Source organism: Campylobacter sp. RM9328 (assembly GCF_012978615.1).
Genome location: NZ_LIWF01000002.1, coordinates 131,987 through 158,166, shown reverse-complemented (window position 1 = coordinate 158,166; position 26,180 = coordinate 131,987). Strand labels below are relative to the sequence as shown.

Here is a 26,180-nt window from a genome sequence, read left to right as displayed (position 1 = left end):
TTGAAATTTTTGATTAAAATTTTACCGTTTTTTGCGGTTTTAGCCTTTGGTTCAAATTTAGAATACGCTCTTATTAAAAAAGGTATTCAAGACGATAATACCATGCTTGTCATAGGCGGTATCCAAGGAGATGAGCCGGGCGGATTTTTGGCTGCGTCGATAGTGGCGACTGACTATAACATCACAAAGGGTAGTCTTTGGGTCGTGCCTAACTTAAATTTTCCAAGCATTATCCAGAGAAATCGCGGCACAAAAGGCGATATGAACCGTAAATTTGGGCATATAGACCAAGATGATCCTGACTTTAAAGCCGTAACTAATATCAAAAAAGTAATCGCTGATCAAAATGTTTCGCTTGTGCTAAATTTACATGATGGAAGCGGTTTTTATAGACCAAACTACATAAACGAAGATGAAAATCCGCGCAAATGGGGAAATACTTGCATAATAGACCAAGAACGTCTTGAAGGTGCGAAATATCCGGACTTAAACGCTATAGCAACTCGCGTTAAAGATAAGATAAATGAGAATATTTTAAACCAAAAACATACGTATTTTATCAAAAACACGCAAACGGCAAAGGGTGACTTGGAGATGCTAAAAAGTCTTACCTACTACGCCGTTACACAAGATAAGTCCGCCTTTGCAAACGAAGCTAGTAAAAATTTAAACGCCGAGCAAAGAACGTATTATCACCTTTTGGCGATTGAAGAGTATATGCGTGTTGTAGGGATTGAGTTTACGCGTCCGTTTAAGCTAACCGTTCAGGATGTAAAAAAGGCCATAGAAAAGGAAATTCGCCTAAGTTTTTATGATGATGCTTTTGTGCTTAATATCCATAACCTAAAAGGAGCACTAAATTTCGTTCCTTTAAAAAAAGGCGAGATAAATTACTCCTCGTCCAACCCGCTAATCGCCGTTATAAAAGAGCAAAACGGTTATAAAGTCCAATACGGCAACCGCTTTGTCACGCGTTTAAATCCGCAGTATTTTGAACATATTGAGCCTTTAAAAGATATTAGTTTGATCGTGGACGGCAAAAATTTAAATGCCAAAAGCGGAGATAAGATAAGTGTAAAAAATAGTTTTAACATCGCAAAACAGAGCGAAATTCGCACAAATGTCATCGGTTATAACTCAAAAAATATCGATGAAGCTGGTGAAAATATCACAAAAAACCGCATGCTAAAAAGTTTTTCCATAGATAAAGAAGGTAATGTTTATCGTGTGGAATTTTATAAAAAACAAGAGGGCAAAGATAAATTTGCCGGTATGATATTGGTGGAATTTAGATGATTTTAGGCATAGAAAGTAGCTGTGATGATAGTTCGGTCGCACTTTTGGATATCAAAAATTTAGAACTTATCTATCACAAAAAAATTTCGCAAGAGATGGAACATAGTTTGTATGGCGGAGTTGTGCCAGAGCTTGCAGCTCGCCTTCATACAAAGGCTTTGCCTATGCTTTTAGAGGAGATAAAACCCAAATTTAAAGAGATAAAAGCTATCGCCGTGACAAACGAGCCCGGGCTTAGTGTTAGCCTAATAGGTGGTGTTAGCATGGCAAAGGCGCTAAGTATCGCACTTAAGGTGCCATTAATAGCTGTAAATCATCTAATAGGCCATATTTATTCGCTGTTTTTAAACGAGGAGGCGAAATTTCCACTTGGGGTTTTGCTGGTGAGTGGCGGACATACGATGGTTCTTGATATAGACGAGAGCGCTAAGATAAATTTGCTTTTAAGCACCGGTGATGATAGCTTTGGCGAGAGTTTTGACAAGGTAGCAAAGATGCTAGGGCTTGGCTATCCAGGCGGTGCGGTCGTGCAAGAGCTGGCTCTAAGATCACAAAACAAAGTGAGATTTAAATTTACCGTGCCATTGCTTCATGACAAAAGGCTTGAGTATAGCTTTTCGGGGTTAAAAAACCAAGTTAGAGTTGAAATTTCAAAGCTTGCAAATTTAAATGAAGATGATATGGCTGATATTTGCTATGCTTTTGAAAACACTGCATGCTTGCATATAATGGACAAACTTACAAAAGTGTTTGAGGCGCATAAATTTAAGAGATTTGGCATAGTGGGTGGAGCTAGCGCAAATTTAAATCTTCGCTCACGCATAGAAAAACTGTGTCAAAAACACGAGTGTGAGCTGCTTTTAGCGCCGCTTAAATTTTGTTCGGACAATGCCGCTATGATAGCTCGCGTCGGACGAGAAAAATACCTAAGAGGTGAATTTGTAAAACACAACGAACTGATGATAAAGCCTAGAAGCGAGATAGATAGGGCTTAAATTTCAAGGTTGAAAGTTGGCGAGAGGATGAGAGAATCGAACTCCCCGCAAGACGGTCAACCGCCCCGCCATCGGATTTGAAGTCCGTGAGCACCACCAGATTACTTTATCCTCCGTGTGAATAACTCATTATATCAAAATTTATATGAATTTTAGTGCTAATTTATTAAAATCGATAAAAATTATAAGGATGTGTGATATTTAAGCCGTTTGTGATTTGTCTGTTTGTTTTTGTATTTGCAGGCTGTGTTGGCGGGCTTACGCCGGCTACTGGTGTGTTAAACGTATATGATGCATATTCTATCTCGCGAGATGAACGCGACATATCCTCCATAACAAAAGATAAATTTATCCAAAGTAAAATCCAAAGTAAAATTTTATTTGCGAGCGGACTTAGCGTGGTTGATATAGAGATCGAGTGCTTTTACGGCGAAGTTTATCTCATCGGCGTAGTTGCTGATGAAAATATGAGACAAAAGCTTATTAATATCGCTAAAAACACCGATGGCGTAAATAAAATTTACACATATATAAAGATAAAACAAGATAAATATAACTGCGATAGTCTTAAAATTTTTAGTGATTTAAAGACAAATTTATTTAAAGATAGTGTGGTGGAGGGCACAAACGTTAGAGTTAGCGTTGTTGGTTGCGATGTCGTATTTAGTGGAGTTGTAAGTAGTGTGGAGCAAGAAAAACACGCTATTTGGTATGCAAAACACATCGACGGAGTTGCCGATGTGTATTCGTTTTTAAAACTTTCTCGCTAACCTTTCTTGCTAAAGCTTATAACAAGGCTTGGTAGTATCACTAATGCCCCAAGTAGCATAAACGCCATCACTAGGTCTGTTAGCAGACCAAAATAAATAGTCGGGATAAAGTTGCTTGTTGTCATTACGCTAAAGCCCAAAAACACCGTAAAAGAGGTGTAATACATCGCATATCCTATGCTTGCATGGCTTGCTTTTATGCTTTGTATGATCGGCTTTGTTACTAGTTCTTCGCGAAGACGGTGGACGTAGTGTATGATATCATCAACGCCGATACCGATACTAATCGCCGCTATGGTTATACTCATGACATCAAGCGGTACACCAAGCGTTCCCATTACGCCAAAAAGCGTGCAAAGGGGGATTAAATTTGCCGTAATGGCTATCATTGCAAGTTTTATGCTTTTAAATATAAAGCAAAATACCAAAAATAGTAAAAGTATGGTAAGTGCAAATGTATCCACTTGCGAGCTTATTAAATTTTGAAGCATGTTGTTATAAAGCACCATCATGCCAACGACTTGCACTGTTACATTGTCGTTTTTAACAAGCTCTTTAACACCGCTTTCAAGCTCTTTTAAAAATTCATCGCGGTGTAAATTTTTATCGCTATCAACAACTCTCATGCTAAACCTAAGCTGGTTGTGCTCGACATTAACATAAGGGCTTAGCAGGATGTTTTTGTATTTATCAGGGAGCTCACTATACATCGCAGACAGCAAAAAGTCATCAAGAGTGCCGTTGTTTAGGTCTTTCATGACTTTTATAAGAGTTCCAAGAGAGCTTACATGTCCGATGAAATTTTGTTCTAACAAATGTTCATGTATCTTCTGGGCTATACGCGTGTGATAGCTGTTAAACCAGTATTTTGCATCATTTGCCTGCTGGCTAAACTCATCTTCGAATTCGTCTTTTTCCTCTTTTTCGTCATTTTTTGTCTCCTCTTTGGCTTCGTTAAATGTAACTATAACATCAACGGGTATCGTGCCTCCAAGCTGTGTGTCTATGACTTCCATGCCTTGATATATCTGCGTATCTTTTTTAAAATACCCAATAAAGCTATTTTCTACTCGTAGTTTGCTTATGCCTATAATTCCAAAAATAATGATAAAAGCACATATAAGATATACCGCTTTGCGTGAGTTTATGGCTAAAGAGGCACACTGTTTTGTAAGATGAAATTTGTTTTCAAATGTCCTAACGGGAGGAAGTTTGCTTAAATTTACAACAACTGAGCCAAATAATAAAAACGCGACTACAAGCGAGATGGCGATACCGGAACTCATCATCACACCAAGCATGATAACAGGCTTTATCTCCGCACTCATTAACGAACTAAAGCCGACTATCGTCGTAAATATCGCCCAAAAAGATGGGCTAAATTTATCTCTTAAAGTAAGATACACAAGCTGCTTTTGACTAAAATTCGGATGTTTTATGAAAAATTCCCTATAACTTACGATGAGGTGTATGACAGTCGATATGGTTATAATAAGCTGAAGGGCAACGTAGTTTGAGCTTATCACAGTTACTTCCCAGCCAAAAAGTCCAAATATACCTGTCGTAAAGATAACGCTTGTGACGCATATAAATACAGGTAAGACAACCCAGCGAATTTGTCTAAAAAACATCCATAGGCTAAAGGCTAGTAGCAACGCCACACTTATGCCGTATATATAAAGGTCTGAGCGCACAAAGCTTATCATATCGTCAGCGATCATGTTTGCTCCGCCTAAAAATAACTTGTGCTCATCACTGTGAAATTTGGCTATCGTTGCTTTTATCTGCTCTAAATTTTCATGCTCTTTGATACGAAGCTCATCTCTGTATCTTTTAAATTCGCCTTTTATCTTTTCAAATTCTTGAAGTTCTTTTGGGTTTAAACCGACTTCCTTTTCTTTTATTAAAAAATCATTTCTTTTGCCTAAAAGCGAGTTAAATTTTTCATCGTCTTTTAGATGTAAAACTATGGCGGTTGTTTTTAGGTCTTGGCTGATTAAATTTTTACTATAAAGCGGACTTGTTTGAAATTCTTGCTTTACTTTGGTTAAATTTATATCCTTATCCGCTAGTGTCGGCGTGTGTTTTAAAATCCCGCTAAGACCGCCCTCTACGCTTTGAAGTAATGGCACGGTAAGTATGGATAAAACTCCATCTATCATGCTGTTTTGCTTTAGCTCGTCGCTTAAATTTTTGATCAGCTCTAAATTTTGTTTATCAAAAAGATCGGTTTTTGGAGTGTAGGCGATGACAAGGAAATTCGGCGAAATGTAACGCTGTGAAATTTTACGCCATGCGTCAAGATCGGGATCGTTTTCGATAAGCAGGGTTTCGGCCGAAGCATCTATGCTAAGCTTGGTGCTAAGATACGCAAACGCAAGACAAGCTATCATCACCGAGGCGATGACAAGCTTGTTGAAATTTAGTATAAATTTAAAAACTCGGCGCATTAATGCTATTTATCGTCTTGGCTTGGTAAATTTGCTTGATTTAGCTTTGTTAAAAGTGTCTCAAAGTCAGCATTATCAAGCATATCGCCAAACTGACTGCGGTAAGTTTGTATGACGCTAACTCCGATGATATCAAGGTCGTAAATCAACCAGCCACGTTCTTTTGCGTCATAAAATTTATATACGAAATCATACGTTTTACCATCGCTTATGAGCTGTGAATTTAGCCAATATCTTGTGGGTTGCGGTCTTGTCGCGTCTTGTATGATGACCTCTTGGTTTGTGTAGCTTAGGAGTTTATCGATGTATGAATTTTTAAGTTTTTGCTCAAAAGCGATATTAAATTTCTCTTGCTCCTCTTTGCTTAACGAGTTATAGCGCTTTGCAAGGCTGATTTTTGCCATTTGTTTATAGTCAAAGAGTGGATCAAAAATTTTAAACAGCTCTTTTGACTTTGTTTCATTGTCAAGTTCGCTGTTTTTTAAAACCTCTATAGCTAAATTTGTTTTTTTGATAACTTCGTCTTTTATCTCGTTTTCGTTAATTCCAAAAGCCGAGTTTAAAAATAGACAAATTCCAAGTAAAATTTTATAAAATTTCATTTTATTCCTTTATTAGATGTTCGCGTCTTTGTTCGTATGCGTCACGCAAAAACGGATATAGCTCGACTGCGTCTTTTTTGAGATTTTCATAGGCTAAAGGATCGTGGGAAAACTCATTAAAGTAAGCAAACGTCTTGATACCAAAAGCCGTCCAGTCATCTTCGATGTAGCTTATAGGATTAGCAAAATAATCCCCCGCCATACCTACCATATCTCTTAAATTTGATGGTCCAAGAAGCGGTAAAACCACATGAAAACCGCTCGCGATACCCCAAGTCCCAAGTGTTTGTCCAAAGTCCTCGTCATGTTTTTCAAGACCGTAGTATTTTGTGCTGTCTGTTAGTCCGCCAAAGCCGATTATTGTATTTGCTAAAAACCTAAGCGTCTCTTCGCCGGCATTTTTAAATTTAAATTGGAGTAAATTATTTACAAAACGGATGGGAAACATGAGGTTATCAAAGAAATTTGAAATAACCGTTCTAGTGGTTTTTGGCACGACATAGGCATAGCCTCTGGCTGCCGGGGTTAGCATGTTTACATAGACAAAGTCGTTAAAGCTTGTCATAACACGGTTATATCCGCTAAGAGGGTCAAATGTCGTTGTTTGCGTGCCAAATTCGACATCAAATTCGTCAGTTTCGCTTTGATTTGTATTTGCAAAAAGTAACGCAGCACTAAAAAAAATAGCTAAAATAAATCTCATAAAACGCCCTAGATATTAAATGTAAAACCTTTGATTTTACTCTTTTATAACTTTGAAAAAATTAAATTTCGTTGTTTGGGTTTAAGCTAAAGTATATGTGTTATTTAATATACTTGTTAAATTATTTTTTTATATATTATTTATTTTTAAGGGAATTTATGAGGGCAGATATTAGTTTAGAGCTGTTTTTGGGAAATGACATTCAAATTTTAGCAAAGCATATTGAGCTGCTAAAGGCGATACGCGATACTAAAAGCATCACAAAAGCTGCACAGGTGGTTGGAATTTCATACAAAAACGCATGGGATAGCCTTGATGTTATAAATAACAAAAGTCATAAGCCGCTAGTTATCCGTGCTGACGGCAAGAAGAAAAACAGTGGCTCGGAGTTAAGTCAATACGGTCATAAGATGATCGAGCTTTTTGAAACGCTGCTTAATACTCAAAAAGAGTATCTAAACAAAATTTGCCAAAGCATGGATATAGAAGAGCTTGATATCGTAAATCTAGGGCACATGAGTATGAGCCTTAGCGCTAGAAACCAGCTTTCTTGCGAGATCGTAGAGATAAACACAGGTGCGGTAAACACCGAGGTCGTAGCTCGCTTAAATAGCGGGAAAAAACTACATGCAAGTATAACTTGCGAAAGCGAGAAAAATTTAAATTTAAAGGTCGGCAAGAGGGTTATTTTTATATTTAAAGCGCCTTCGGTCATGCTTTGTAGTCTTGATGATGAGCTAAAGCTAAGTGAGACGAATTTGCTAAAAGGCAAGGTTGTATCGGCTAAGATCGGAGCCGTAAATGCCGAGATAACTATGGACATCTCGATGGGGCAAACCATAACCGCTCTCATCTCAAAAGATAGTGCTATGGAGCTTAAGGTAGGTGTCGGAGATGAATTTAATGCTGTAATAAAATCATCACAAATCATAATAGGAGTTTAAAATGAAATTTCTCTCTTCATTAACACTTAGTGCGGTGTTAGCAAGCGCGCTGTTTGGCGGTGAGGTAAATGTATTTGCTGCGGCAAATACGACTTATGCCTTTCCTGAGCTTATAGCCGAGTTTAACAAGGCAAATCCTAAAACCAAGATCAGCGTAACACTTGGGGCTAGTGGAGCTCTTGTAACGCAGATACAAAACTCGGCTCCTGCCGATGTGTTCATGGCTGCAGATATGGACTTTGCAAGAAAGCTTGATGAGAGCGGTTTTAGTGCGACTAGACCGGTTGTTTACGCGCAAGGTGCTTTAGCGATGTTTAGCATTAGAGATGTTGATTTCTCAAAGGGTTTAAATGCGCTTAGCAACCTAAAATCAATCTCTATAGCAAATCCAAACACCGCTCCTTACGGCAAGGCGAGCATAGAGGCTTTAAAAAATGCAAATTTATTTGATAAGGTAGAAAAAAGCATAGTCTACACACAAAAAATTTCAGAAACTCTTTCTCAAGCACTTAGTGCTGCCGATGTCGGTTTTATCGCGGCTAGCGCGCTTTATGATGTAAAGATGTCAAAGTATAAAGAGGGCGTAAACTACGCTTTTGTTGATCCGTCTTTATATACGCCGATCGACCAAGGCATCGTTATAACTAAGCGTGCCGAAAATAACGACGAAGCAAGGGCTTTTTACGACTTTGTGTTAAGCAAGAACGGTGCGGATATCTTTAAGAAATTCGGTTATAACGTGCCAAAGAAATGATAAAAGCTAAAATTTTAAACATAACAACCAAAAATGGAGTTAGTCTGTATAAATTTCAAGCAGCTCAAATTTATCTTTTTATGCTCTCTCTTGATAGGATAGATGGAGTTTTTGAGGGTAGGGATGTGATGTTAAATTTTAAGAGTTCTGACGTGATAATCGCCACAAAAGAGCTTGAAGCTTGTTCGGTTAAAAACAAAATTCCAGCCCTTGTCACTAAAATTTCAGCGGGAGAAATCTTAAGCGCGATTCATTTGAAATTTGATGAATTTGAGTTTGAAAGTATCATTACCGCCGGCTCTTGTAAAGATCTAAATTTAAAGGTTGGTGAGCGAGTTTTTGCCTATGTTAAGTCAACCTCACTTCATATAAGCGAGGTAATATGATAGAAATTTCGTGTAAAAAGGAGCTTAACGGTGCAAATGGAAAGTTCTTGCTGGATGTAAATTTAAACATACAAAAGGGCGAATTTGTCGCACTTTATGGCAAAAGCGGAAGCGGTAAGACCACGATATTGCGTATGCTTGCAGGGTTTGAAACGCCAGATAGCGGCTTTATCAAGGTCGGGGGTCGGACGTTCTTTGATGGGGATATAAATTTGGTTGCTCAAAAGAGAAATATCGGCTTTTTGTTTCAAGACTACGCGCTTTTTGACAATATGAATGTAGTTAAAAATCTACTTTTTGCTAAAAACGACCACGCTTTAGCTAGCAAACTTTTAGAAATTTGCGAGCTTAAAGGGCTTGAAAATGCCTCCATCTCTTCGCTTTCGGGCGGACAAAAACAACGCGTAGCTCTGGCTCGTGCCGTTATGAGAGAGCCTGAAATTTTACTGCTTGACGAGCCATTAAGTGCGCTTGATAACGATATGCGAGTAAAGCTTCAGGATTATTTGTTGAAATTTCACGAGGAATTTGGCATGAGCGTGGTGCTTGTAAGTCATGACGTGGGCGAAATTTACAAGCTTTGCTCGAAAGTTTTCGTGCTTGAAAAGGGCAAAATCATCTCAAGCGGAAGCAGTGCGGAAATATTTTTAAGACAAAGCGGTTCGCAAAAATTTGCATTTAGTGGTAAAGTTTTGGATATAAAGCGTCAAGATGCGATATTCGTGGTTTTGGTTTTGGTCGCAGGACAGCTTTGCGAAGTGGTTTTAAGTGACGCAGAGGCATTAAATTTAAAAGTCGCTGATGAGGTTATCGTAAGCGCGAAGGCTTTTGGTATAAATTTAAAAAAGGTAAAAGATGTTTGATATCGATTTTGAGCCGTTTGTTCTATCGCTTAAACTAGCCTTTGTTTCGACTATCATCCTCTTTTTTATCACGCTTCCACTCTCTTATGTGATGAGCAGGGTTAAATTTAAAACAAAACCGCTCTTAGAAGGACTTGTATCGCTTCCGCTAGTGCTTCCGCCAAGTGTGCTTGGCTTTTATCTTTTGATATTTTTATCGCCTTATTCTCCGCTTGGAGGCTTTATCGAGCGTATTTTTGATGTTAGGCTTGTGTTTAATTTCACGGGGCTTGTTGTTGCTAGCTGTATCTACTCGCTTCCGTTTATGTTTTCGCCGCTTTATGCAGGCTTTAACAGCTTAAAGCCTAGTCTTTTTGAGGCAAGTTACTCCCTTGGCAAGGGTAAAATTTCAACGCTTTTTCATGTGGCTTTGCCAAATATAAAGCCAAATTTACTAACAGCTATCGTGGTTAGCTTTGCGCATACGATGGGCGAGTTTGGCGTGGTTTTGCTTATCGGTGGAAGCGTGCAGGGTGAAACAAAGGTCGCTAGTATAGCGATATTTGAGGCGGTTGAAATGCTTGATTATACAAAGGCGCATGTATACGCCGCGCTCATGTTGGCTGTTAGTTTTTGTGTGCTTTTTATGGTTTATTATTTAAATGCAAAACACGCTAAAATAGGCTATAATGGTTAAAATTTAAAGGATAGGTATGAGTAAATTTCCACAAAACATTACGCTAAAAACTCACCAAAATCAAGAATTTGAGCTTTCTAGATTCTGCGAGCTAAACGATTGTGTTTTGATCTTTTATCCAAAAATGGGTCAAAGTGGCAAGGCTCTTGAAGAGGAGTATAAAAACACAAACGGACTTGTGGGCTGCACACCTCAGGGCAAGGCGTATGAGTGCTTGAAGGATGAATTTGAGCTTTTAGGCTTTAGTCTTATCGGCATCGGAACACACGGCGCAGACGAACAGGCTAAATTTAAGAGCGAGATAGAGGCTAGTTATCTGTTTTTAAACGATGAAAATTTCATGCTAGAGGAGGCTTTAGGACTTAAAAGCTTCTACACTCCTGATGGTAAGAAATTTTACTTTCGCCAAACTTTTGTTATAAAAAATGGCGAGATAATAAGTCAAAAAATCGTAACAGACGTCGCAAACGACGCACAAACAACTCTTGAGTTCATCAAAAATTTAAACCGCTAATAGCTTCTTATAAATTTGGCTTTATAACCGTCGTCGTTGTTTGTTGTAAAGCCAAATACTCCAAGCAGGTAAAGTAAATTCAAATGTAAAAATTTTGTGTTAAAATATAAAAAGTAAAACAAAATTGCTTGGAGAACAATATGAGCTTTCAAAATCTGCCACAAGTTGATAAGATATTAAATTTAGAGCGCTTTCATGACGCCGTAAAACCGATACTAAGTGAAATTTCAAGAGAAATTTTAAATGAACAAAGGGAACTTTTAAGGCAGACTTCGTCTTGTCTAAGTAAAGATGAGATAATCGAAAAAATAGCACAAAAATACCGCGAATACGAACAAAGCGGCTTTGTAGGCGTTATAAACGCAACAGGTGTCGTTATACATACAAATTTAGGAAGAAGCGTTATAGATGAGCAAATTTACGACCGGGCAAAAGAGCTTGTTTGCTCTTATTCAAGCTTGGAATATAACTTAAATTTAGGCAAAAGAGGCAACCGCTACGACCACATAAGTCGCCTTTTATCGGCGCTTTTTAACAGCGAAGACGCGCTTATAGTAAATAACAACGCGAGTGCTGTTTTTTTGGTGCTTAACACGTTTGCAAAGGGTGGCGAAACGGTAGTTAGCAGAGGTGAATTAGTAGAGATAGGCGGAAGTTTTAGAGTGCCTGACGTGATGAGCGCTTCTGGAACTAGCCTAAAAGAGATCGGCACTACAAACAAAACAAAGCTGAGTGATTATGAAAATGCCTTAAACGAAAACACAAAAATGCTTTTAAAAGTCCATCGCTCAAATTTTGATATAGTGGGTTTTAGCGAAGATGTTGGCATAGATGAGATAGCTAGGATTGCACGCGAGAAAAATTTGCTTGATTATTACGATCTTGGAAGTGGATATGTGGGCGAGCTGCCTTATAATCTTGGCAAAAACGAACCAAATGTGAGTAAGGTCTTGCAAAGCGGAGTTAGTCTTGTGAGCTTTAGCGGGGATAAGCTTTTTGGCTCAGTTCAGTGCGGCGTGATCTTGGGTAAAAAGGAGCTTATCGCAAAACTTCGTAAAAACCAGCTTTTAAGAATGCTTCGCGTGGATAAAGTCATCATCTCTTTGCTTTGTGAAAGCATAAAGGCTTATATAAATAAAGAATTTACCCTAATCCCTACCGTAAATCAACTTTATAAAAGCACTCATGAGCTTGAAATTTTAGCAAATGTTATAAATAAAAGCTTGAAAAAAGAGCTTGAAATTTATCACACAAGTACCTTTGTGGGCGGCGGAACTATGCCAAATAAAAACATACCTAGCGTTGCTTTGTGTTTTGAGGGTGATGCCATGCAAAATGAGGCTAAATTTCGTGCTAAACGCGTGATAGGACGTATAGAAAATGATAAATTTATACTTGATCTTAGAAGTGTTTTAGATAAGGATGTTAATAGACTAATCAAAATAATAAACGAGGTAGCAAAATGAGCGTGATAATCGGCACCGCAGGACATATTGACCACGGTAAAACAGCTCTCATCAAGGCTTTAAACGGCTTTGAAGGCGATAGAATGAAGCAAGAAAAAGAGCGAGGTATCACGATAGATCTCAGCTTTTCAAATTTAAAAAGAGGCGATGAAAATATCGCTTTTATCGATGTTCCGGGACACGAAAACTTGGTTAAAACCATGATAAGTGGTGCGTTTGGCTTTGATGCGTGCTTGCTTGTAGTAGCTGCGAATGACGGTATAATGCCGCAAACCAAAGAACACATAAATGTCTTAAATTTACTTGGCGTAAATTCCATTGTTGTTGCAATTAGCAAGAGTGATCTTGTAAGTAGGACCGAGCTTTTGGAACGTGAACATGAAATTCATGAGTATATAGCCGGGTTTAAAAATTTACAAATTCTTGAAGTTTTTCACACAAGCATAAAAGATGAAAATAGCATAAATGAACTTAGAAATTATCTCTTTAACATAAAGCCAAAAATTCGCCCCGTAGACGGTGTTTTTCGCTACTATATAGACCGTGTTTTTAGTATAAAAGGCGTTGGGTCTGTTGTAACAGGAAGTGTTATCGAAGGAAGCGTGCGTAAGAATGAAAAAGTCTTTAACTACGATCTTGGCAAAGAGCTTACGGTAAGAAGTGTGCAAGTGCATGATAGCTTTGTAGAGAGTGCGCAAGCTAGCAACCGTGTGGCGTTAAATTTAACGGGTGCAGAGCTAAGTGAGCTTAAAAAGGGACAGTTGTTAAGCAAAAAGGGCTTTTTTAGAGGATTTTTAGAGGCAGATGCTGTAGTTTTTAGCGAAAATTTATCGCATAATGAAAATGTAACTTTTTGCGTAGGAAGCAAACAATGCGCCGCAAAAGCACTTATCTTAAGTAAAGAAAACGGAAGTATATTTGCTACATTTAAATTTGATAAAGAGATGTTTTTGAAATTTAATGAGCCGTTTGTTTTGATAGCAAATGCGCGTGTTATAGGTGGTGGACGTGTGTTAAACCCTATCAGCGAGCCTATGAAAAAGCAAGGTAAAGTTCTCTTTTTAAATGCTTTAAATAAATTTGACTTTAAAACCGCATTTGAAATTTTAAAAGATACGCATAAAAACGGCTTTGGTATCATAAGCGCATTTCAGCGCTTTGGACTAACACACGAAGAGGCGATAAATATCGCAAAGAGTTTAAAAAACGCATTTGTCGATGAGGCTATGTTAAATATCTATGATATATCGGCAATAGAGCGTGTAAAAGGCTTTACAAAATTTATCCTTGAGAAAAACCAATTTGCGATATTTTCTCCGGCTAGTATATCGCTTAAGCTCGGTTGGGCGAGCGAGAAGCTCGTGGTTACGGCTTTAAACGAGCTTGAAGAGGCTAGGCTTATAACAAAAAATGACGGTGTTTATACAAAAACAGGAGTTGATCTTAGTGAGTTAAAAGTCAGGCTAGAGGATGAAATTTATAAAATTTTAGATAGCGCCAAGCTTGCTCCCGATGCTCCTTATAATATTTACGATGAGCTTGAAGTCGATAGAGTAAGCGGTGATAACGCCTTAAAAAAACTGACCTCGCAAGGTTGTGTTGCACGTTTGGCGCATAATCTTTTTGTCACAACAAAAGCACTTGAAGAAGCTGAGGTTAAACTTAGAGATATAATCAAAGAGCAAGGTCTTGTTAATGTTCAAAATGCAAAAGATAGGCTAGGACTAAGCAGAAAATACATCATCGCATATCTTGAACATCTTGATCGTTCAAACGATATCATAAAAGATGGCATGAACCGCATGTTAAAGTCATGATTTAACTATTGTTTGAAAATATTTTTATATAATCGCAAGAAATCAATTTTAAGGATAGAAATGAAAAAGATAATACTTACAAGCGTTATTGCGGCAAGTTCGATGTTTGCTGTTACAAATGATCAAATTTTAGGTTTTTACAACCAAATCATCCCACAAGGAGTAAGCGCTGAGATAGTTTCTCGCGAAAAGCTTGAAAATCACCCCGACTTTGAAGGCGTTATTATAAAACTAAGCGACGGAAAAGTAAGCGAAAATGAGATAGTGTTTACTCAAGGCGATCTGCTTTTGCCCGACGTTCTTGACCTAAAGACAGGTAAAAGCTATAAAAACGACTTTAAAGAGAAGATGCTAGTTGGCAAACTTGCTGAAGTTTATAACTCTGAAAAGAGCGAAAATATCATAAAAATCGGCAACGATAGCAAAAAGCCTACAAAGGTTGTATTTAGTGATCCTGAGTGCCCTTACTGCAGAAATGAGCTTGCAAATATAGAGAAAGTCCTTGAAAAAGAAAATTTAAAAATCATCCTAACTCCTGTGCATGATAGAAGCGCGCTTGAGAAAAGTTATCTAGCTTATAAGGATACAAAAACAGCAAAAAGCGATAGCGAAAAGGTTAAAATCCTAAGAAAATACTTCGCCGAAAAATTTGAAGTTCCTGCAAAAAGCGTAACTGACGAGCAGATTGCAAAAATGGACGAACTAAGGAAAAAATACTTAAGTGCAGGACTTAGAAGCGTTCCGTTTTATATAGACGAAGCAGCACTTACTAAAAAATAACACTCAAGCCTTGTTTTAAGGCTTGAAATTTAATTTTGCGGCGCGATTTAAAAAGATAAAAAGAGCTTTTTTCTCTTTTGCGCCGATCTTATAACTTATAAAATTTAAATACCACTTTATATCGTTTTGGCTAATTTCTCTTGTTTTTGCATATTGGGCTAATATATAGTTTGGAATTTTAACCTTTTGGCGTAAGAAATTCTTGGTAAGTTTTTCATACATCTTGCCATCTTTTCTATAGCAAAAACGAGCAAATACAAACGGCAGGTTGGTCTTTTTGTGCCATGCGCTAGCCATGTCGTGAAATTTATCTTCACCTTCGTTTAGATAGGCTTTTAGTGCACGATCCCCTATGATTACCTCGCCTTGTAGTCCTAAAACCTTACTTAGCATGTTTGAGCTAGCACTGGCATTGTCAAGGCTTGAGGTGCTATTTTTGCGCACTAAAACGCTTTTAACATCATTTTTGGCAACTATGCCTAGGTCTAGTTTTTTATAAATTTTTCTTCGGCTCTCTACGCTTGAGATCACAGCTGCATCTATGCGGTTCTTACGAAGTGCCAAGTTTAGCTTACTTGGCACACCTTTTTTAAATTCTATACTTTTTTTTACGTAGCTCTTAAGCGGGCTACGTTTTAAAAAGACATGAAATGGTAGTAAATTAAGATAGTCGATCTTGCCAAATATCAAATTCTACTCTTCCTCTTCGTCTATTTCATTTTTGAGTAGTTTTATGTATTTTTGCGCTAAAAATCCAAATTTCTCACTATCTATATTCGATAAAACATCATCGACGATAAAGACTTTATTAAACACCATGCCGCAGTAATTCGCGGTTAGGTTAAGAGGTAATAAAATTTCTTCTACCGAGTGTTTTATGCTGCCTTCTCTTGAGTATTTGTCTATCGAACTTCCCGTGCTTACGACGATTTGAAGCTCTTTGCCTACAAGAGCGTTGCCGTCAGAACCATAAGCCCAGCCGTGAGTGAAAATTTCGTCAATATATGCTTTTAAAAGAGGCGGAACACTAAACCAAAACATAGGAAACTGAAGCACAATACGATCCGCTTCCTCTATTAAAGAGTGCTCAAGGGCAACATCAAAATTTCTGGTATTAGTGCCGTAGATATCCTCAAGATGACGAATTTTTACGTCAGGCACCTCTTTTGCTGCATTTAGTAGAAATTTATTGGCTTTTGAATTTTCAAAATACGGGTGTGAAGCTATGATAAGTGTTTTCATTGCACTCTCCTTTTGTGATTTTAGTAATTATACAGTGAATTTAAACTTAAACACCTTAAATTCGAGCGGTTGGTAATATTTGGTAGGTTTTAGTAAGATATTGAGTTTGTAAATTTAAAGCTTTCTGATTTATAAAAAACGAAAAGCTTTAAATTTTTAATTACGAAAGTGTGTTAAATACTCTATCTCCGGCATCGCCAAGCCCAGGAACTATGTAGTTTTTCTCGTTTAATCTCTCGTCAATTGCAGCCGTATAAACCTCGACGTCAGGATAAATTTCATTAAAACGAGCTAAGCCCTCGGGAGCCGCTATGATGGATATAAATTTTATATTTTTTACACCCTTATCTTTTAGAAATTTGACAGCATCTATCGCTGTGCCACCTGTGGCAAACATCGGATCTATGATAATAGCCATGCGTGAAGATGCGTCAGGCGGAAGCTTTGCGTAGAAGAATTCGGCTTGCGCGGTTTCTTCGTTTCTTTGAAATCCCAAAAAACCTACCGCAGCATCCGGGATGATGGTAAATACGCTATCAAGCATGCCAAGTGCTGCACGCAAGATAGGGCATATCATGATCTTAGTGGCTAGTTTTTTAGCTTTTGTTTTTGCAACCGGTGTTTGCACCTCGATCTCGCGTAAAGCAAGATCTCTTGTTGCTTCAAAGATCATTAGGTGGCTAATCTCATCAACTATCATACGAAATTGAAATGGTTCAGTTTTTTTATCTCGTAATATTGATAGTTTGTGCTCGATTAGCGGGTGAGATATAAGTTTGATGTTATTTTTATCTATTTGATGAGCCATTTGCTTTCCTTATTTGGTTTTTACGGAGCTTTTACGCCCCGTAAAATTTACATTAAAATATACCTTCTGCAAGTTTTTTAGTATAAGCTTTTACGTCAAAGTCTTTAACTCTTGCTACTCCGTCATTTACGGCAGCTTGTGCTACTGCTGGAGCAACGGCTGTTAAAACGCGCTTATCAAAAGGTTTTGGTATGATGTAGTCTTTACCAAATTTTAGCTCTTTTACACCAAATGCAGCGCAAACATCAGCAGGAACAGGCTCTTTTGCTAGATTAGCAAGTGCTTTTGCGGCTGCCATTTTCATGTTTTCGGTGATCTTTTTAGCTCTCACGTCAAGCGCGCCACGGAAGATAAATGGAAAGCCAAGGACATTGTTTACTTGGTTTGGATAGTCGCTTCTTCCTGTTCCCATCATGACATCACTTCTAACCTCTGCAACTTCTTCAGGGAAAATTTCAGGAGTAGGGTTGGCAAGAGCAAATATTATCGGCTCTGCATTCATAGAGGCAACCATCTCTTTTGTAAGTACGCCCGGTTTTGATAGACCTAAAAACATATCAGCGCCTCTCATTGCATCCGCAAGTGTTCTGTCGTCAGTTTTTAGTGCAAACTCTATCTTTTCAGGAGTTAGATCGGTTCTTTCGCTATGGATAACACCCTTGCTATCACACATTACGATATGCTTTGCGCCAAGAGCTTTATACATTTTAGCGCAAGCTATTCCTGCGGCTCCGGCACCGCTAACTACGATCTTGATTTTAGAAATATCTTTGCCTGAAATTTCCATAGCATTTATCATGCCTGCACTTGTTATCATCGCGGTTCCGTGTTGATCGTCGTGCATTACAGGGATATCAACCGCTTCTTGAAGTTTACGCTCTATCTCAAAACATTTTGGAGCGCGAATGTCTTCTAAATTTATACCGCCAAATGTCGGTGAAAGTGCTTTACAAATCTCGACGATTTTATCCGGATCGTTTTCATCAAGCTCGATATCAAAAGCATCGACATTTGCAAATTTTTTAAATAAAACAGCTTTACCTTCCATTACAGGCTTGCCTGCTACTGCTCCTATGTCACCAAGACCAAGAACTGCTGTTCCGTCTGTGATAACGGCTACAAGGTTGCCTTTGTTTGTGTATTTGTAAGCTAATTCGTTATCAGCTTCTATCTCGCGGCATGGCTCGGCAACACCCGGTGTGTATGCCATAGATAGATCGCGTGCGCTTTCGCAAGGTGTCTTAACGCTAATAGCGATCTTACCGCCTAAGTGGTATGCTAATGCTTCTTCTTTTGTAACTTTACTCATTTTTTCTCCTTAATTTAAAATTTTTGTTATTCTGTTTTTTGTTTCGGTACTTCCAAGCACTTCTAATACTTCAAATATACCGGGACTCACGCTATTACCTGTTAGTGCCACTCTAAGTGCTTGTGCTAGGTCTTTTAGTTTTACCTCGTTAGCTTGCAAGAACTCGTTTGTTAGCGTTTCATAGCCTTTTGCGTCTAAATTTAATGTCAAAATTTCACTAAATTTAGCCAGTATCTCTTTTGTTTGCACGGTTATAAATTTATCATAAGCTTTTTGATCATATTCTGTTGGTGCATTTATGATAGAATTCGCCGCTTTTGACATGTCTATTAGGGTTTTTGAACGCTCTCTTAGGATGTTTAGCAACAATTCGCCTTTTGCGTGAGAGTTAAAATCAACGCCAAATTCTTTCATTTCTTTAGCTAAGCGCTCGTAAGGCAATGTCTTAATATAATGCGCGTTTAGCCAGTCAAGTTTTTGGGCGTTATATGTGCTTGATGATTTATTTATATCATGCGGATCGAAAAATTTAAGCATATCGTCCATGTTAAAAATTTCATCATCGCCGTGACTCCAACCAAGACGCACAAGGAAATTTAAAAGCGCTTCAGGCAGATAACCCATGCGTTTGTATTCCATTACGTCGGTTGCACCGTGGCGCTTGCTTAGTTTTTTGCCGTCTTCTCCGTTTATCATAGCTACATGTAAAAATTCCGGTTTTTTAAAGCCAAGAGCGTCGTAAAGAACGATTTGTTTTGGTGTATTTGAAAGGTGATCATCGCCGCGTATAACGTGAGTTACACCCATTAAAGCATCATCTATGACAACTGTAAAATTATATGTTGGCGTGCCGTCGCTTCTGGCGATGATAAAGTCGTCAAGTATGTCTTCGACTTTAAATTTCACCTCTCCTTTGATGCCGTCTTTTATAACTATTTCTCCCTCCATAGGAGCTTTTATGCGAATAACAGGCTCAATTCCGGCGGGTGGAGTTCCTGTAAAGTCGCGGTAGCGGTTGTCGTATTTTGGGCGTTCTTTACGAGCTTCTTGCTGGGCGCGTAGCTCATCAAGTTCTTCCTTGCTCATATAGCATTTATACGCCTTGCCTTCATCAAGTAGCTTTTTAACATACTCCTTGTATACATCAAAGCGCTTTGACTGATATGTAACCTCGCCGTCATAATCAAGCCCACACCAGTCAAACGCCTCGCGTATGGCGATCGTTGCTTCTTCGGAGTTGCGTTTTAGGTCGGTATCTTCTATGCGAAGTAAAAATTTACCACCGTTAGCTCTGGCATACAAATAACTATAAAGCGCCGTTCGAAGACCACCGATATGCAAATACCCTGTCGGAGAGGGCGCAAATCTAGTAACTATCATCGTTTTACCTTAAAAAATTTTTATGTTATAATTGGATAAAATTATATTTATTAATTACTTAAACAAAGGTTTTGTCATGTTTAAAAGAGCTATTTTTGCTTCTTTAGTGTGTGGAATTTGCCTAAATGCGCAGATGGTTAACGGTATCGCAGCTATCGTAGAAAACGAGCCGATAACGCTCTTTGAAGTTTATAATATAAAAGAGCAGTTTAATACCGATGAAAGACAGGCTTTAAATTTACTTATTAGAGACCGTTTGGAGCAAGCAGAGATAAAAAATTTATCAATTAGCGCCTCGGCATTTGAGATAAAAGAGAGAATCGACGCTATTATCGCTCAAAACAAAATGACAAATTCACAATTTTTAAACTCACTTGCCGCAGAAGGCATAAGCTATAGCGACTTTAAAAATGATATAGAAAAGAAGCTTTTGCAAGAAAAGCTTTATAAGCGCATATCTTCTGAAGTAGGTAAAAATTTAACACCTGAGCAAGCAAGAGCGTATTATGAGGCAAATAAACATCAATTTAGCGTATTTCAAAATGCAGAAGTTACGATATTTAGAGCAAATAGCGAAAAACAACTGCAAGATCAGCAAAGCAGCAAAAAGACACTAAAAGGCGTAGAGGCACAAAAAATTTCTTTTGATTACTCAAGGATAGATCCGCGCTTAGCAGCAATAATCGCCAATACACAAGTTGGTCAATATACTCAAATTTTAGCCAGACAAGGTGGCTTTGACATGTTTTTGGTTGAAAACAAAATCGGCGAATACACTCCAAGCTTTGAGCAAATTCAAGAGCAGATCATGAACTCTCTCTACGAGTCTGAACAACAAAAAGTTATGCAAGACTACTTTGAAAAACTTCGCGCAAAAGCAAAAATCAATATAATCAGATAAATTTTTTATGGGCTAAATTCAAATTTAGCCCATAAGTGACATATTAATGTCTTGAAAGATAGTTTGTGTCGTAGTTGTTGTTTATGAAGTCCGGGTTATCCATCATTGCGATGTGGAAATCACGAGTTGTTTTTATCCCTTGGATAACAAGTTGCTCAAGCGCTACTTTCATCTTATGGATGGCTCTATTTCTATCCTCATCCCAAACTATAAGCTTGCCTATCATACTGTCATAAAACGGCGGTATAGAGTAGTCTTGATAGATATGACTATCCATGCGCACATTGCGTCCACCTGGGCAGACGTATTTTGTGATCTTGCCTGGACATGGAGTAAAGCTGTTTGGATCTTCGGCTGTTATACGGCATTCGATCGCATGACCTCTTAACTGTATGCTGTCTTGGCTAGGTAGTGCCTCGCCTTGCGCTACTCTTATCATCCATTCAATAATATCAAGTCCGCTTACCATCTCACTTACGCAGTGTTCAACTTGCAAGCGTGTGTTCATTTCGATAAAGTAAAAATCCAAATTTTTATCTACTAAAAATTCAAACGTTCCCGCACCCTCGTATCCTATCGCTTTTGCTGCGCGAATGGCGGTTTCGTGAAGTTTTTTTCGTATCTCGTCGCTAAGTAAGATCGCGGGGCTTTCTTCTATTAGCTTTTGATGGCGGCGTTGCATAGAGCAGTCGCGCTCGCCGATGTGTAGGACATTACCATGGCTATCGCCGATGATCTGAACTTCAATGTGGCGTGGATTTAGGATGTATTTTTCCATATACATCGTTCCATCACCAAATGCACTCATTGCCTCGCTTTCGGCAGACCAAAATGCCTTTTCAAGATCTTCTTCTTTTTCGACCACGCGCATTCCGCGACCGCCACCGCCCGCAGCTGCTTTTAGTATAACAGGATAACCGATCTTTTTAGCTAAATCTTTGGCAAATTTTATATCTTTGATAGCACCGTCAGATCCAGGGATAACAGGCACGCCTGCGCGTTGCATCATCTGTTTTGCTTTACTTTTATCACTCATTAAGGCCATAGCCTCAACGCTTGGTCCTATAAATTTTATTTTATGATGTGAGCAAATTTCAACGAAATTTTGGTTTTCACTTAAGAAGCCATATCCAGGAAATATCGCGTCTGCTCCGCTAATTTCGGCAGCTGAAATAATCGCAGGTATGTTTAAATAGCTGTCGCTTGATCGAGGTGCACCGATGCAAATTGAAGCATCTGCGTATTTAACATAAAGTGCGTCTTGATCGGCGGTTGAGTGAACCACGATCGCCTCTTTGCCCATCTCCTTTATCGTTCGCAAAGCTCTGAGTGCGATTTCGCCTCGGTTTGCGATTAAAACTTTTTTGATTTGCATTAAATCTTCTCCACGCCAAATAACGGCATAGCAAATTCGACAGGCTGTCCGTCTGCAACAAGTGCTTCTGTTATTTGACAATCAAATTCAGCCTCTATCTCATTCATGATCTTCATTGCTTCGATTATACCGATGACATCACCTTTGCGAACTCTTTGTCCGACTTTTACAAATGGAGCTGCGCCTGGACTTGGAGCTGCGTAAAATGTACCTACCATAGGTGAATTTATCGTATTTTTAGGTGTATTAGATGTTTTTACTTCAGAGCTTACTACAACATTTACCGGAGTTGGAGCCGGAGCTATTGGAGCAGGGGTTGGCTTAGGTAGTTCGCAGCAGTCTGCAAATTTCTCAAGTTCGATCTCGAAATCCCCATCTTTTATCTTGATCTTATTCATATCCATTTCGTTGAAAAATTCAATCAATTCCTTGATGTCTTCTTTTTTCATAAAATTCTCCTAAAAATTTTAAATAATTTATATTGTATCAAAATTTTACTAATAAACAGCCAAATTACTTTCGGCGGCTGTTTAAAAAATTTATTATGCCAAACATTATAATGCTTAAAATTACCAAAATAAGGCTTAGGATTAACGCTTGCTCATTCTCGCCGTCATACACAGCGTTAAATATCGCAAGTGAAACAGTATCTGTTTTACCGACAATGTTTCCGCCTAGCATTAGCGTTATGCCAACCTCTCCAAGTCCGCGTGCAAGAGCTAAGATAAGAGCAGCTAAAACGCTTTTAAAAATATTTGGAAACATTACAAAAAGGGCGATCTGGGCTCTGTTTTTACCAAGGCTTTGTGCGGCTTCGATGAGAGTTTTGGGAAAGTTTTCAAGTGCGGCTGCAACGGGCTTTACAAATAACGGCAATCCAGCCAAAAAAGAAGCCAAGATAAGGGCATTAAAGCTAAAGGCGATCTCTAAATTTAGAGCTTTTCCGATGATCCCGTTTCGTCCAAGTAGATAAAGCAGCAAAAACCCAGTTGCAATAGGAGGGAAAATAAGCGGAAACATGACTATCGTTTCAAAAAAGGCTTTAAATTTACCATTGTAAAATGCCAACAAATAAGCGATTGGTGTGCCTATAAGGATAAAAAGCAAAAAGCTTGTCCCAAGCGTTTTGGTGCTTAAGATAAGCGGATGGATAAGCCAATTTAGCTCGTTCAAATTTAACTACTTAAGTCCGAATTTGGCAAAAATTTCTTTAGAACGATCACTTTTTAGTTCGTTTATAAATTTCTCACACAGGGCATTGTTCTCGCAAGCTTTTAGCTTTGCGGCAGAGATATAAACATAATTATAAAGACTTTCGTTAATGTAAATAATCGAGCCAAATTCGTCCTTTCTGGCTTTTGCTTCAGTTGAGTTGATAAAACCTGCATCAACTTCGTTGTTGATCACGTAAGCAACTACTTGCGGCACACCTGCAACGGGTAAGATTTTAGCGCTAAGATTGTTCTTTAAATTCGCGTTTTGTAAAAACTCGGTTGCACGAATTCCATAAATAGCCTTTTTGGGGTCAGGCATGGCGATACGGTTTAAATTTTTAAGATCGTTAACGTCTTTTATAGTCTTGTTTTTGGGAGTTACAAGCACCAAAGCACCTTTTCCGATACGCTCATATCCTTTGATATCAAGGTCGGTTTTGTTTAAAAATGCCTCGTCGCCAACGATTATCGCCATCTTACCTTCCTTGGCTTGGATAGCTATCTGTCCTAAATTTGCAAAGGCACCGTCGATGTTTGCGCCTTCTTTTTTAAGATTATCTATCACGGCGCTAATTGGCTTTTTATATCCACCGCCGGCGCCTACTAGCAAGCTATCGGCACTTAGCATAAAAACCGTAGTAAATAACAAAAGAACTATCTTTTTCATCATCTATCCTTTTAAATTTAATGTTGGCAAATGATATTAAATATATTCTTATATATTTATAAAAGATATTTTTTTATATTTAGCTACTTTTCTTGTCTGATTTTACTTACTGTTTTGCCACCTATTGCGTAGTTGTCGGTCGAAATTTCGTCTATGGTAACGACACATGTTTTTTCGCCTCGACCTACGACTTCTACGAAGCTATCGGTTAGCTTTTTAGCCAAAGTTTCCTTTTGCCCTACGCTTAGTCCGCCGTCCTCTTTTGTCATTGTTACTTTTATGATAGGCATTTTCACTCCTTTTAAATTTCAGTCTATTTTAGCTAAAATTTGGTCTAAAATTTAAAAGGAGTGAAAAATGGGTTTAAAAAGCGATAAATGGATACGAGAAAAGAGCTTAAACGAAAAAATGATAGTGCCTTTTGCAGAAGAACAAGTAGGCAAGGGCGTAGTAAGCTATGGTGTGTCAAGCTATGGCTATGACATCAGGGTCGGAAACGAGTTTAAAATTTTTACAAATATCGGCGGAACGGTAGTCGATCCAAAGAATTTTGATGAGAAAAACGTGGTGGATTTTGTGGGCGATGTTTGTATTGTGCCGCCGAATTCATTTGCACTAGCTAGAACGGTTGAGTATTTCAATATGCCTGATAACGTGCTGGCAATTTGTCTGGGTAAAAGCACATATGCAAGATGCGGTATCATCGTAAACGTAACGCCGTTTGAGCCGGGATTTAAGGGACACATAACGATAGAGATCTCAAACACGACGCCGCTTCCTGCTAAAATTTATGCAAATGAAGGTATCGCGCAGGTGCTCTTTATCGAGGGTGATGAGCCATGTGAGGTAACTTATGCGGATAAAAAAGGCAAGTATCAAGCACAGGAGGGGATAACACTTCCTAGAATATTAAAGTAGCTTATCTCGCTTTGTTATACTTTGTTGAAATTTAAAAATCAATACTCACGTATTACATATACACTCCGTTTGATTTTTAAATTTCGCCTAGTCTAACTTTGCGATACTTCGCGTTTTACGTTTTCTTTATCTTTATTAAATACTTCGCAATCTCTCTGTTATTGTTTTTCTTGTTATTAAATTTGGTATATTTTTTGCTTAAATTTTAAAAATAATATAAAAAGGCGAACTGTTTTTTGCAAGACAAGGCGAAAATGAGCAAAGCAAGGGAGTTGTCATATAGGTAATGACCGCAGATGAGCGAATTTTCAACGCAGTATAGCGGAAAATAGAAGCCACAAATAAGGATAAAGACGATGTTTAACGGCAAAAACATTTTGATCACCGGTGGAACGGGAAGTTTTGGTAAAAAATACACAGAAATCCTACTTAAGAAATTTAATCCAAAACGTCTCATCATATACTCTCGCGATGAACTAAAACAATACGAGATGGCTCAGGTTTTTAATGCTGCAGCGATGCGTTACTTCATCGGAGATGTAAGAGATGAGAAAAGATTAAAAACTGCCATGAACGGCGTTGATTATGTAATACACGCGGCTGCTATGAAGCATGTGCCGATCGCAGAATACAATCCTATGGAGTGCATAAAAACTAATATAAACGGTGCGCAAAACGTCATTGATGCGGCGTTTGAGTGCGGAGTTGATAAAGTCATTGCACTGTCAACCGACAAGGCCTGCAACCCTGTAAATTTATATGGTGCTACAAAGTTAGCTAGCGATAAACTTTTTGTTGCGGCAAACAACATCGCAGGTAGTAAAAAAACTCGCTTTAGTGTCGTAAGATACGGCAATGTCGTTGGCTCTCGCGGATCGGTGGTGCCACTGTTTAAACGCTTGATAGCAGAGGGCGCAAAAGAGCTTCCGATAACGCATGCTGATATGACGCGATTTTGGATAACGTTAGAGCAAGGCGTAAATTTCGTGCTTAAGAATTTTGAGCGAATGAAAGGCGGAGAGATCTTCATCCCTAAAATTCCATCCATGACCATGATGGATCTAGCTCGTGCTTTAGCGCCAGAACTTGGCATAAAGATCATAGGGATACGTCCTGGTGAAAAGATGCATGAAGTGATGGTTGGCAAAGATGATGCGCACTTGACTTACGAATTTGACGATCATTATGTGATTAGCCCGTCGATCCAATTTACTACGGCTCAAAATTTTGCGGTAAATTCTATCGGTGAAAAAGGCAAGCCGGTCGAAAAAGAATTTGAATATAGTTCGGATAAGAACAAAATTTGGCTTGACAGAAACGATCTTTTGGATATGATAGGCTGATAGTTTT

28 protein-coding genes and 1 tRNA gene are annotated in these 26,180 nt (G+C 38.4%); 15 read left to right on the top strand and 14 right to left on the bottom strand.

From position 1 onward, the window contains the following. Together CCAL9328_RS02340 and tsaD are read left to right on the top strand one after the other, a co-directional pair. Entirely contained in the window at positions 1 to 1,296 is a 1,296-nt protein-coding gene (locus CCAL9328_RS02340) for a M99 family carboxypeptidase catalytic domain-containing protein (RefSeq protein ID WP_249317981.1), read from the top strand. Continuing rightward, entirely contained in the window at positions 1,293 to 2,291 is a 999-nt protein-coding gene (gene tsaD / locus CCAL9328_RS02335) for a tRNA (adenosine(37)-N6)-threonylcarbamoyltransferase complex transferase subunit TsaD (protein ID WP_169999910.1), read from the top strand. The genes CCAL9328_RS02340 and tsaD overlap by 4 nt, the downstream gene beginning before the upstream one ends. Positions 2,292 to 2,308: 17 nt before the next feature. Here the strand turns inward: tsaD and CCAL9328_RS02330 are convergent. Next, positions 2,309 to 2,406 (bottom strand) — tRNA-Sec (locus CCAL9328_RS02330). Between the two features lie 79 nt (positions 2,407 to 2,485). On the opposite strand from CCAL9328_RS02330, the gene CCAL9328_RS02325 reads away from it, so the two are divergent. Then, entirely contained in the window at positions 2,486 to 3,061 is a 576-nt protein-coding gene (locus CCAL9328_RS02325) for a BON domain-containing protein (RefSeq protein ID WP_502707293.1), read from the top strand. On the opposite strand, the gene CCAL9328_RS02320 is transcribed toward CCAL9328_RS02325, so the two are convergent. From CCAL9328_RS02320 to CCAL9328_RS02310, 3 genes are read right to left on the bottom strand one after another with little or no spacing between them, the layout of a single operon-like run. Next, a complete protein-coding gene (locus CCAL9328_RS02320) occupies positions 3,058 to 5,511 on the bottom strand; it encodes an efflux RND transporter permease subunit (protein WP_169999909.1) in 2,454 nt (817 codons plus the stop codon). The genes CCAL9328_RS02325 and CCAL9328_RS02320 overlap by 4 nt on opposite strands. Positions 5,512 to 5,516: 5 nt before the next feature. After that, entirely contained in the window at positions 5,517 to 6,113 is a 597-nt protein-coding gene (locus tag CCAL9328_RS02315) for an MlaC/ttg2D family ABC transporter substrate-binding protein (RefSeq protein WP_169999908.1), read from the bottom strand. A 1-nt stretch (position 6,114) separates the two neighbouring features. Then, the gene (locus tag CCAL9328_RS02310; protein ID WP_169999907.1) at positions 6,115 to 6,816 is read right to left on the bottom strand and encodes an MlaA family lipoprotein; all 702 of its coding nucleotides are present in this window, start codon (positions 6,814 to 6,816) and stop codon (positions 6,115 to 6,117) included. A 158-nt stretch (positions 6,817 to 6,974) separates the two neighbouring features. Here CCAL9328_RS02310 and CCAL9328_RS02305 point away from each other — a divergent pair, with 158 nt between their 5' ends. The 9 genes from CCAL9328_RS02305 (at position 6,975) to CCAL9328_RS02265 (ending at position 15,016) form a co-directional block, all read left to right on the top strand. Beyond that, positions 6,975 to 7,760, top strand: a complete 786-nt coding sequence (locus CCAL9328_RS02305; protein ID WP_169936891.1) for a TOBE domain-containing protein — start codon at positions 6,975 to 6,977, stop codon at positions 7,758 to 7,760. A gap of 1 nt (position 7,761) precedes the next feature. Further along, positions 7,762 to 8,514: a molybdate ABC transporter substrate-binding protein gene (gene modA / locus CCAL9328_RS02300; RefSeq protein ID WP_169999906.1), complete on the top strand. Its 753-nt coding sequence runs from the start codon at positions 7,762 to 7,764 to the stop codon at positions 8,512 to 8,514. Continuing rightward, positions 8,511 to 8,900, top strand: coding sequence for a TOBE domain-containing protein (locus CCAL9328_RS02295; RefSeq protein WP_169972019.1), 390 nt, complete (start codon positions 8,511 to 8,513; stop codon positions 8,898 to 8,900). Before modA (CCAL9328_RS02300) ends, CCAL9328_RS02295 begins: the two co-directional genes overlap by 4 nt. Next, a complete protein-coding gene (locus CCAL9328_RS02290) occupies positions 8,897 to 9,763 on the top strand; it encodes a sulfate/molybdate ABC transporter ATP-binding protein (RefSeq protein ID WP_169999905.1) in 867 nt (288 codons plus the stop codon). The genes CCAL9328_RS02295 and CCAL9328_RS02290 overlap by 4 nt, the downstream gene beginning before the upstream one ends. Further along, positions 9,756 to 10,439 (top strand): molybdate ABC transporter permease subunit, encoded by a 684-nt coding sequence (gene modB, locus CCAL9328_RS02285; RefSeq protein WP_169972017.1) that lies wholly within the window; start codon positions 9,756 to 9,758, stop codon positions 10,437 to 10,439. The genes CCAL9328_RS02290 and modB overlap by 8 nt, the downstream gene beginning before the upstream one ends. A 16-nt stretch (positions 10,440 to 10,455) precedes the next feature. Continuing rightward, complete coding sequence (locus CCAL9328_RS02280; RefSeq protein WP_169972016.1) at positions 10,456 to 10,953, top strand: redoxin domain-containing protein; 498 nt, start codon at positions 10,456 to 10,458, stop codon at positions 10,951 to 10,953. A gap of 140 nt (positions 10,954 to 11,093) precedes the next feature. Then, positions 11,094 to 12,419, top strand: coding sequence for an L-seryl-tRNA(Sec) selenium transferase (gene selA / locus CCAL9328_RS02275; RefSeq protein WP_169999904.1), 1,326 nt, complete (start codon positions 11,094 to 11,096; stop codon positions 12,417 to 12,419). Beyond that, the gene (gene selB, locus CCAL9328_RS02270; RefSeq protein WP_169999903.1) at positions 12,416 to 14,236 is read left to right on the top strand and encodes a selenocysteine-specific translation elongation factor; all 1,821 of its coding nucleotides are present in this window, start codon (positions 12,416 to 12,418) and stop codon (positions 14,234 to 14,236) included. The genes selA and selB overlap by 4 nt, the downstream gene beginning before the upstream one ends. A gap of 60 nt (positions 14,237 to 14,296) precedes the next feature. Continuing rightward, positions 14,297 to 15,016 (top strand): thioredoxin domain-containing protein, encoded by a 720-nt coding sequence (locus CCAL9328_RS02265; protein WP_169972014.1) that lies wholly within the window; start codon positions 14,297 to 14,299, stop codon positions 15,014 to 15,016. 15 nt (positions 15,017 to 15,031) lie between these two features. Here CCAL9328_RS02265 and CCAL9328_RS02260 read toward each other — a convergent pair whose 3' ends face one another. From CCAL9328_RS02260 to gltX, 5 genes are all read right to left on the bottom strand, one after another. Further along, positions 15,032 to 15,706 (bottom strand): MqnA/MqnD/SBP family protein, encoded by a 675-nt coding sequence (locus tag CCAL9328_RS02260; RefSeq protein WP_169936872.1) that lies wholly within the window; start codon positions 15,704 to 15,706, stop codon positions 15,032 to 15,034. 3 nt (positions 15,707 to 15,709) lie between these two features. Continuing rightward, positions 15,710 to 16,258, bottom strand: coding sequence for an NAD(P)H-dependent oxidoreductase (locus CCAL9328_RS02255; protein ID WP_169936870.1), 549 nt, complete (start codon positions 16,256 to 16,258; stop codon positions 15,710 to 15,712). 160 nt (positions 16,259 to 16,418) lie between these two features. Continuing rightward, positions 16,419 to 17,066, bottom strand: coding sequence for a uracil phosphoribosyltransferase (gene upp, locus CCAL9328_RS02250; protein WP_169936868.1), 648 nt, complete (start codon positions 17,064 to 17,066; stop codon positions 16,419 to 16,421). Positions 17,067 to 17,118: 52 nt separating this feature from the next. After that, a complete protein-coding gene (locus CCAL9328_RS02245; RefSeq protein WP_169999902.1) occupies positions 17,119 to 18,375 on the bottom strand; it encodes a malic enzyme-like NAD(P)-binding protein in 1,257 nt (418 codons plus the stop codon). 9 nt (positions 18,376 to 18,384) lie between these two features. Beyond that, complete coding sequence (gene gltX, locus CCAL9328_RS02240) at positions 18,385 to 19,755, bottom strand: glutamate--tRNA ligase (protein WP_169936864.1); 1,371 nt, start codon at positions 19,753 to 19,755, stop codon at positions 18,385 to 18,387. Between the two features lie 76 nt (positions 19,756 to 19,831). Between gltX and CCAL9328_RS02235 the strand changes: the two genes are divergently transcribed. Next, positions 19,832 to 20,656 carry a peptidyl-prolyl cis-trans isomerase gene (locus CCAL9328_RS02235; protein WP_169972012.1) on the top strand — a complete coding sequence of 275 codons (825 nt, stop codon included), beginning with the start codon at positions 19,832 to 19,834 and terminating at the stop codon, positions 20,654 to 20,656. 43 nt (positions 20,657 to 20,699) lie between these two features. Here the strand turns inward: CCAL9328_RS02235 and CCAL9328_RS02230 are convergent, their stop codons facing one another. The 5 genes from CCAL9328_RS02230 to CCAL9328_RS02210 all read right to left on the bottom strand — a co-directional run bounded on the left by CCAL9328_RS02230 (position 20,700) and on the right by CCAL9328_RS02210 (position 24,202). Further along, positions 20,700 to 22,031, bottom strand: coding sequence for an acetyl-CoA carboxylase biotin carboxylase subunit (locus CCAL9328_RS02230; RefSeq protein ID WP_169936859.1), 1,332 nt, complete (start codon positions 22,029 to 22,031; stop codon positions 20,700 to 20,702). After that, entirely contained in the window at positions 22,031 to 22,480 is a 450-nt protein-coding gene (gene accB / locus CCAL9328_RS02225) for an acetyl-CoA carboxylase biotin carboxyl carrier protein (protein WP_169936857.1), read from the bottom strand. Before accB ends, CCAL9328_RS02230 begins: the two co-directional genes overlap by 1 nt. A gap of 64 nt (positions 22,481 to 22,544) precedes the next feature. Then, positions 22,545 to 23,204: a molybdate ABC transporter permease subunit gene (locus CCAL9328_RS02220; RefSeq protein WP_169999901.1), complete on the bottom strand. Its 660-nt coding sequence runs from the start codon at positions 23,202 to 23,204 to the stop codon at positions 22,545 to 22,547. Between the two features lie 6 nt (positions 23,205 to 23,210). Continuing rightward, positions 23,211 to 23,912, bottom strand: a complete 702-nt coding sequence (modA, locus tag CCAL9328_RS02215; protein ID WP_169936853.1) for a molybdate ABC transporter substrate-binding protein — start codon at positions 23,910 to 23,912, stop codon at positions 23,211 to 23,213. 83 nt (positions 23,913 to 23,995) lie between these two features. Continuing rightward, positions 23,996 to 24,202, bottom strand: coding sequence for a tautomerase family protein (locus CCAL9328_RS02210; protein ID WP_169936851.1), 207 nt, complete (start codon positions 24,200 to 24,202; stop codon positions 23,996 to 23,998). Between the two features lie 67 nt (positions 24,203 to 24,269). Between CCAL9328_RS02210 and dcd the strand changes: the two genes are divergently transcribed. After that, positions 24,270 to 24,830 carry a dCTP deaminase gene (gene dcd / locus CCAL9328_RS02205; protein WP_169936850.1) on the top strand — a complete coding sequence of 187 codons (561 nt, stop codon included), beginning with the start codon at positions 24,270 to 24,272 and terminating at the stop codon, positions 24,828 to 24,830. Between the two features lie 356 nt (positions 24,831 to 25,186). After that, complete coding sequence (gene pseB / locus CCAL9328_RS02200) at positions 25,187 to 26,173, top strand: UDP-N-acetylglucosamine 4,6-dehydratase (inverting) (RefSeq protein ID WP_169936848.1); 987 nt, start codon at positions 25,187 to 25,189, stop codon at positions 26,171 to 26,173. The last annotated feature ends 7 nt before the right edge of the window (positions 26,174 to 26,180 follow it).

Bases quoted from the DNA above. Each gene is read 5' to 3' on its own strand.
- CCAL9328_RS02295 (WP_169972019.1), top strand. From the start codon at position 8,511: ATGATAAAAGCTAAAATTTTAAACATAACAACCAAAAATGGAGTTAGT.
- selA (WP_169999904.1), top strand. From the start codon at position 11,094: ATGAGCTTTCAAAATCTGCCACAAGTTGATAAGATATTAAATTTAGAG.
- CCAL9328_RS02305 (WP_169936891.1), top strand. From the start codon at position 6,975: ATGAGGGCAGATATTAGTTTAGAGCTGTTTTTGGGAAATGACATTCAA.
- tsaD (WP_169999910.1), top strand. From the start codon at position 1,293: ATGATTTTAGGCATAGAAAGTAGCTGTGATGATAGTTCGGTCGCACTT.
- upp (WP_169936868.1), bottom strand. From the start codon at position 17,066: ATGGCTCATCAAATAGATAAAAATAACATCAAACTTATATCTCACCCG.
- modB (WP_169972017.1), top strand. From the start codon at position 9,756: ATGTTTGATATCGATTTTGAGCCGTTTGTTCTATCGCTTAAACTAGCC.
- gltX (WP_169936864.1), bottom strand. From the start codon at position 19,755: ATGATAGTTACTAGATTTGCGCCCTCTCCGACAGGGTATTTGCATATC.
- CCAL9328_RS02290 (WP_169999905.1), top strand. From the start codon at position 8,897: ATGATAGAAATTTCGTGTAAAAAGGAGCTTAACGGTGCAAATGGAAAG.
- pseB (WP_169936848.1), top strand. From the start codon at position 25,187: ATGTTTAACGGCAAAAACATTTTGATCACCGGTGGAACGGGAAGTTTT.
- modA (WP_169999906.1), top strand. From the start codon at position 7,762: ATGAAATTTCTCTCTTCATTAACACTTAGTGCGGTGTTAGCAAGCGCG.
- CCAL9328_RS02265 (WP_169972014.1), top strand. From the start codon at position 14,297: ATGAAAAAGATAATACTTACAAGCGTTATTGCGGCAAGTTCGATGTTT.
- selB (WP_169999903.1), top strand. From the start codon at position 12,416: ATGAGCGTGATAATCGGCACCGCAGGACATATTGACCACGGTAAAACA.
- CCAL9328_RS02315 (WP_169999908.1), bottom strand. From the start codon at position 6,113: ATGAAATTTTATAAAATTTTACTTGGAATTTGTCTATTTTTAAACTCG.
- dcd (WP_169936850.1), top strand. From the start codon at position 24,270: ATGGGTTTAAAAAGCGATAAATGGATACGAGAAAAGAGCTTAAACGAA.
- CCAL9328_RS02235 (WP_169972012.1), top strand. From the start codon at position 19,832: ATGTTTAAAAGAGCTATTTTTGCTTCTTTAGTGTGTGGAATTTGCCTA.
- CCAL9328_RS02255 (WP_169936870.1), bottom strand. From the start codon at position 16,258: ATGAAAACACTTATCATAGCTTCACACCCGTATTTTGAAAATTCAAAA.
- CCAL9328_RS02245 (WP_169999902.1), bottom strand. From the start codon at position 18,375: ATGAGTAAAGTTACAAAAGAAGAAGCATTAGCATACCACTTAGGCGGT.
- CCAL9328_RS02230 (WP_169936859.1), bottom strand. From the start codon at position 22,031: ATGCAAATCAAAAAAGTTTTAATCGCAAACCGAGGCGAAATCGCACTC.
- accB (WP_169936857.1), bottom strand. From the start codon at position 22,480: ATGAAAAAAGAAGACATCAAGGAATTGATTGAATTTTTCAACGAAATG.
- CCAL9328_RS02280 (WP_169972016.1), top strand. From the start codon at position 10,456: ATGAGTAAATTTCCACAAAACATTACGCTAAAAACTCACCAAAATCAA.
- CCAL9328_RS02310 (WP_169999907.1), bottom strand. From the start codon at position 6,816: ATGAGATTTATTTTAGCTATTTTTTTTAGTGCTGCGTTACTTTTTGCA.
- CCAL9328_RS02210 (WP_169936851.1), bottom strand. From the start codon at position 24,202: ATGCCTATCATAAAAGTAACAATGACAAAAGAGGACGGCGGACTAAGC.
- modA (WP_169936853.1), bottom strand. From the start codon at position 23,912: ATGAAAAAGATAGTTCTTTTGTTATTTACTACGGTTTTTATGCTAAGT.
- CCAL9328_RS02320 (WP_169999909.1), bottom strand. From the start codon at position 5,511: ATGCGCCGAGTTTTTAAATTTATACTAAATTTCAACAAGCTTGTCATC.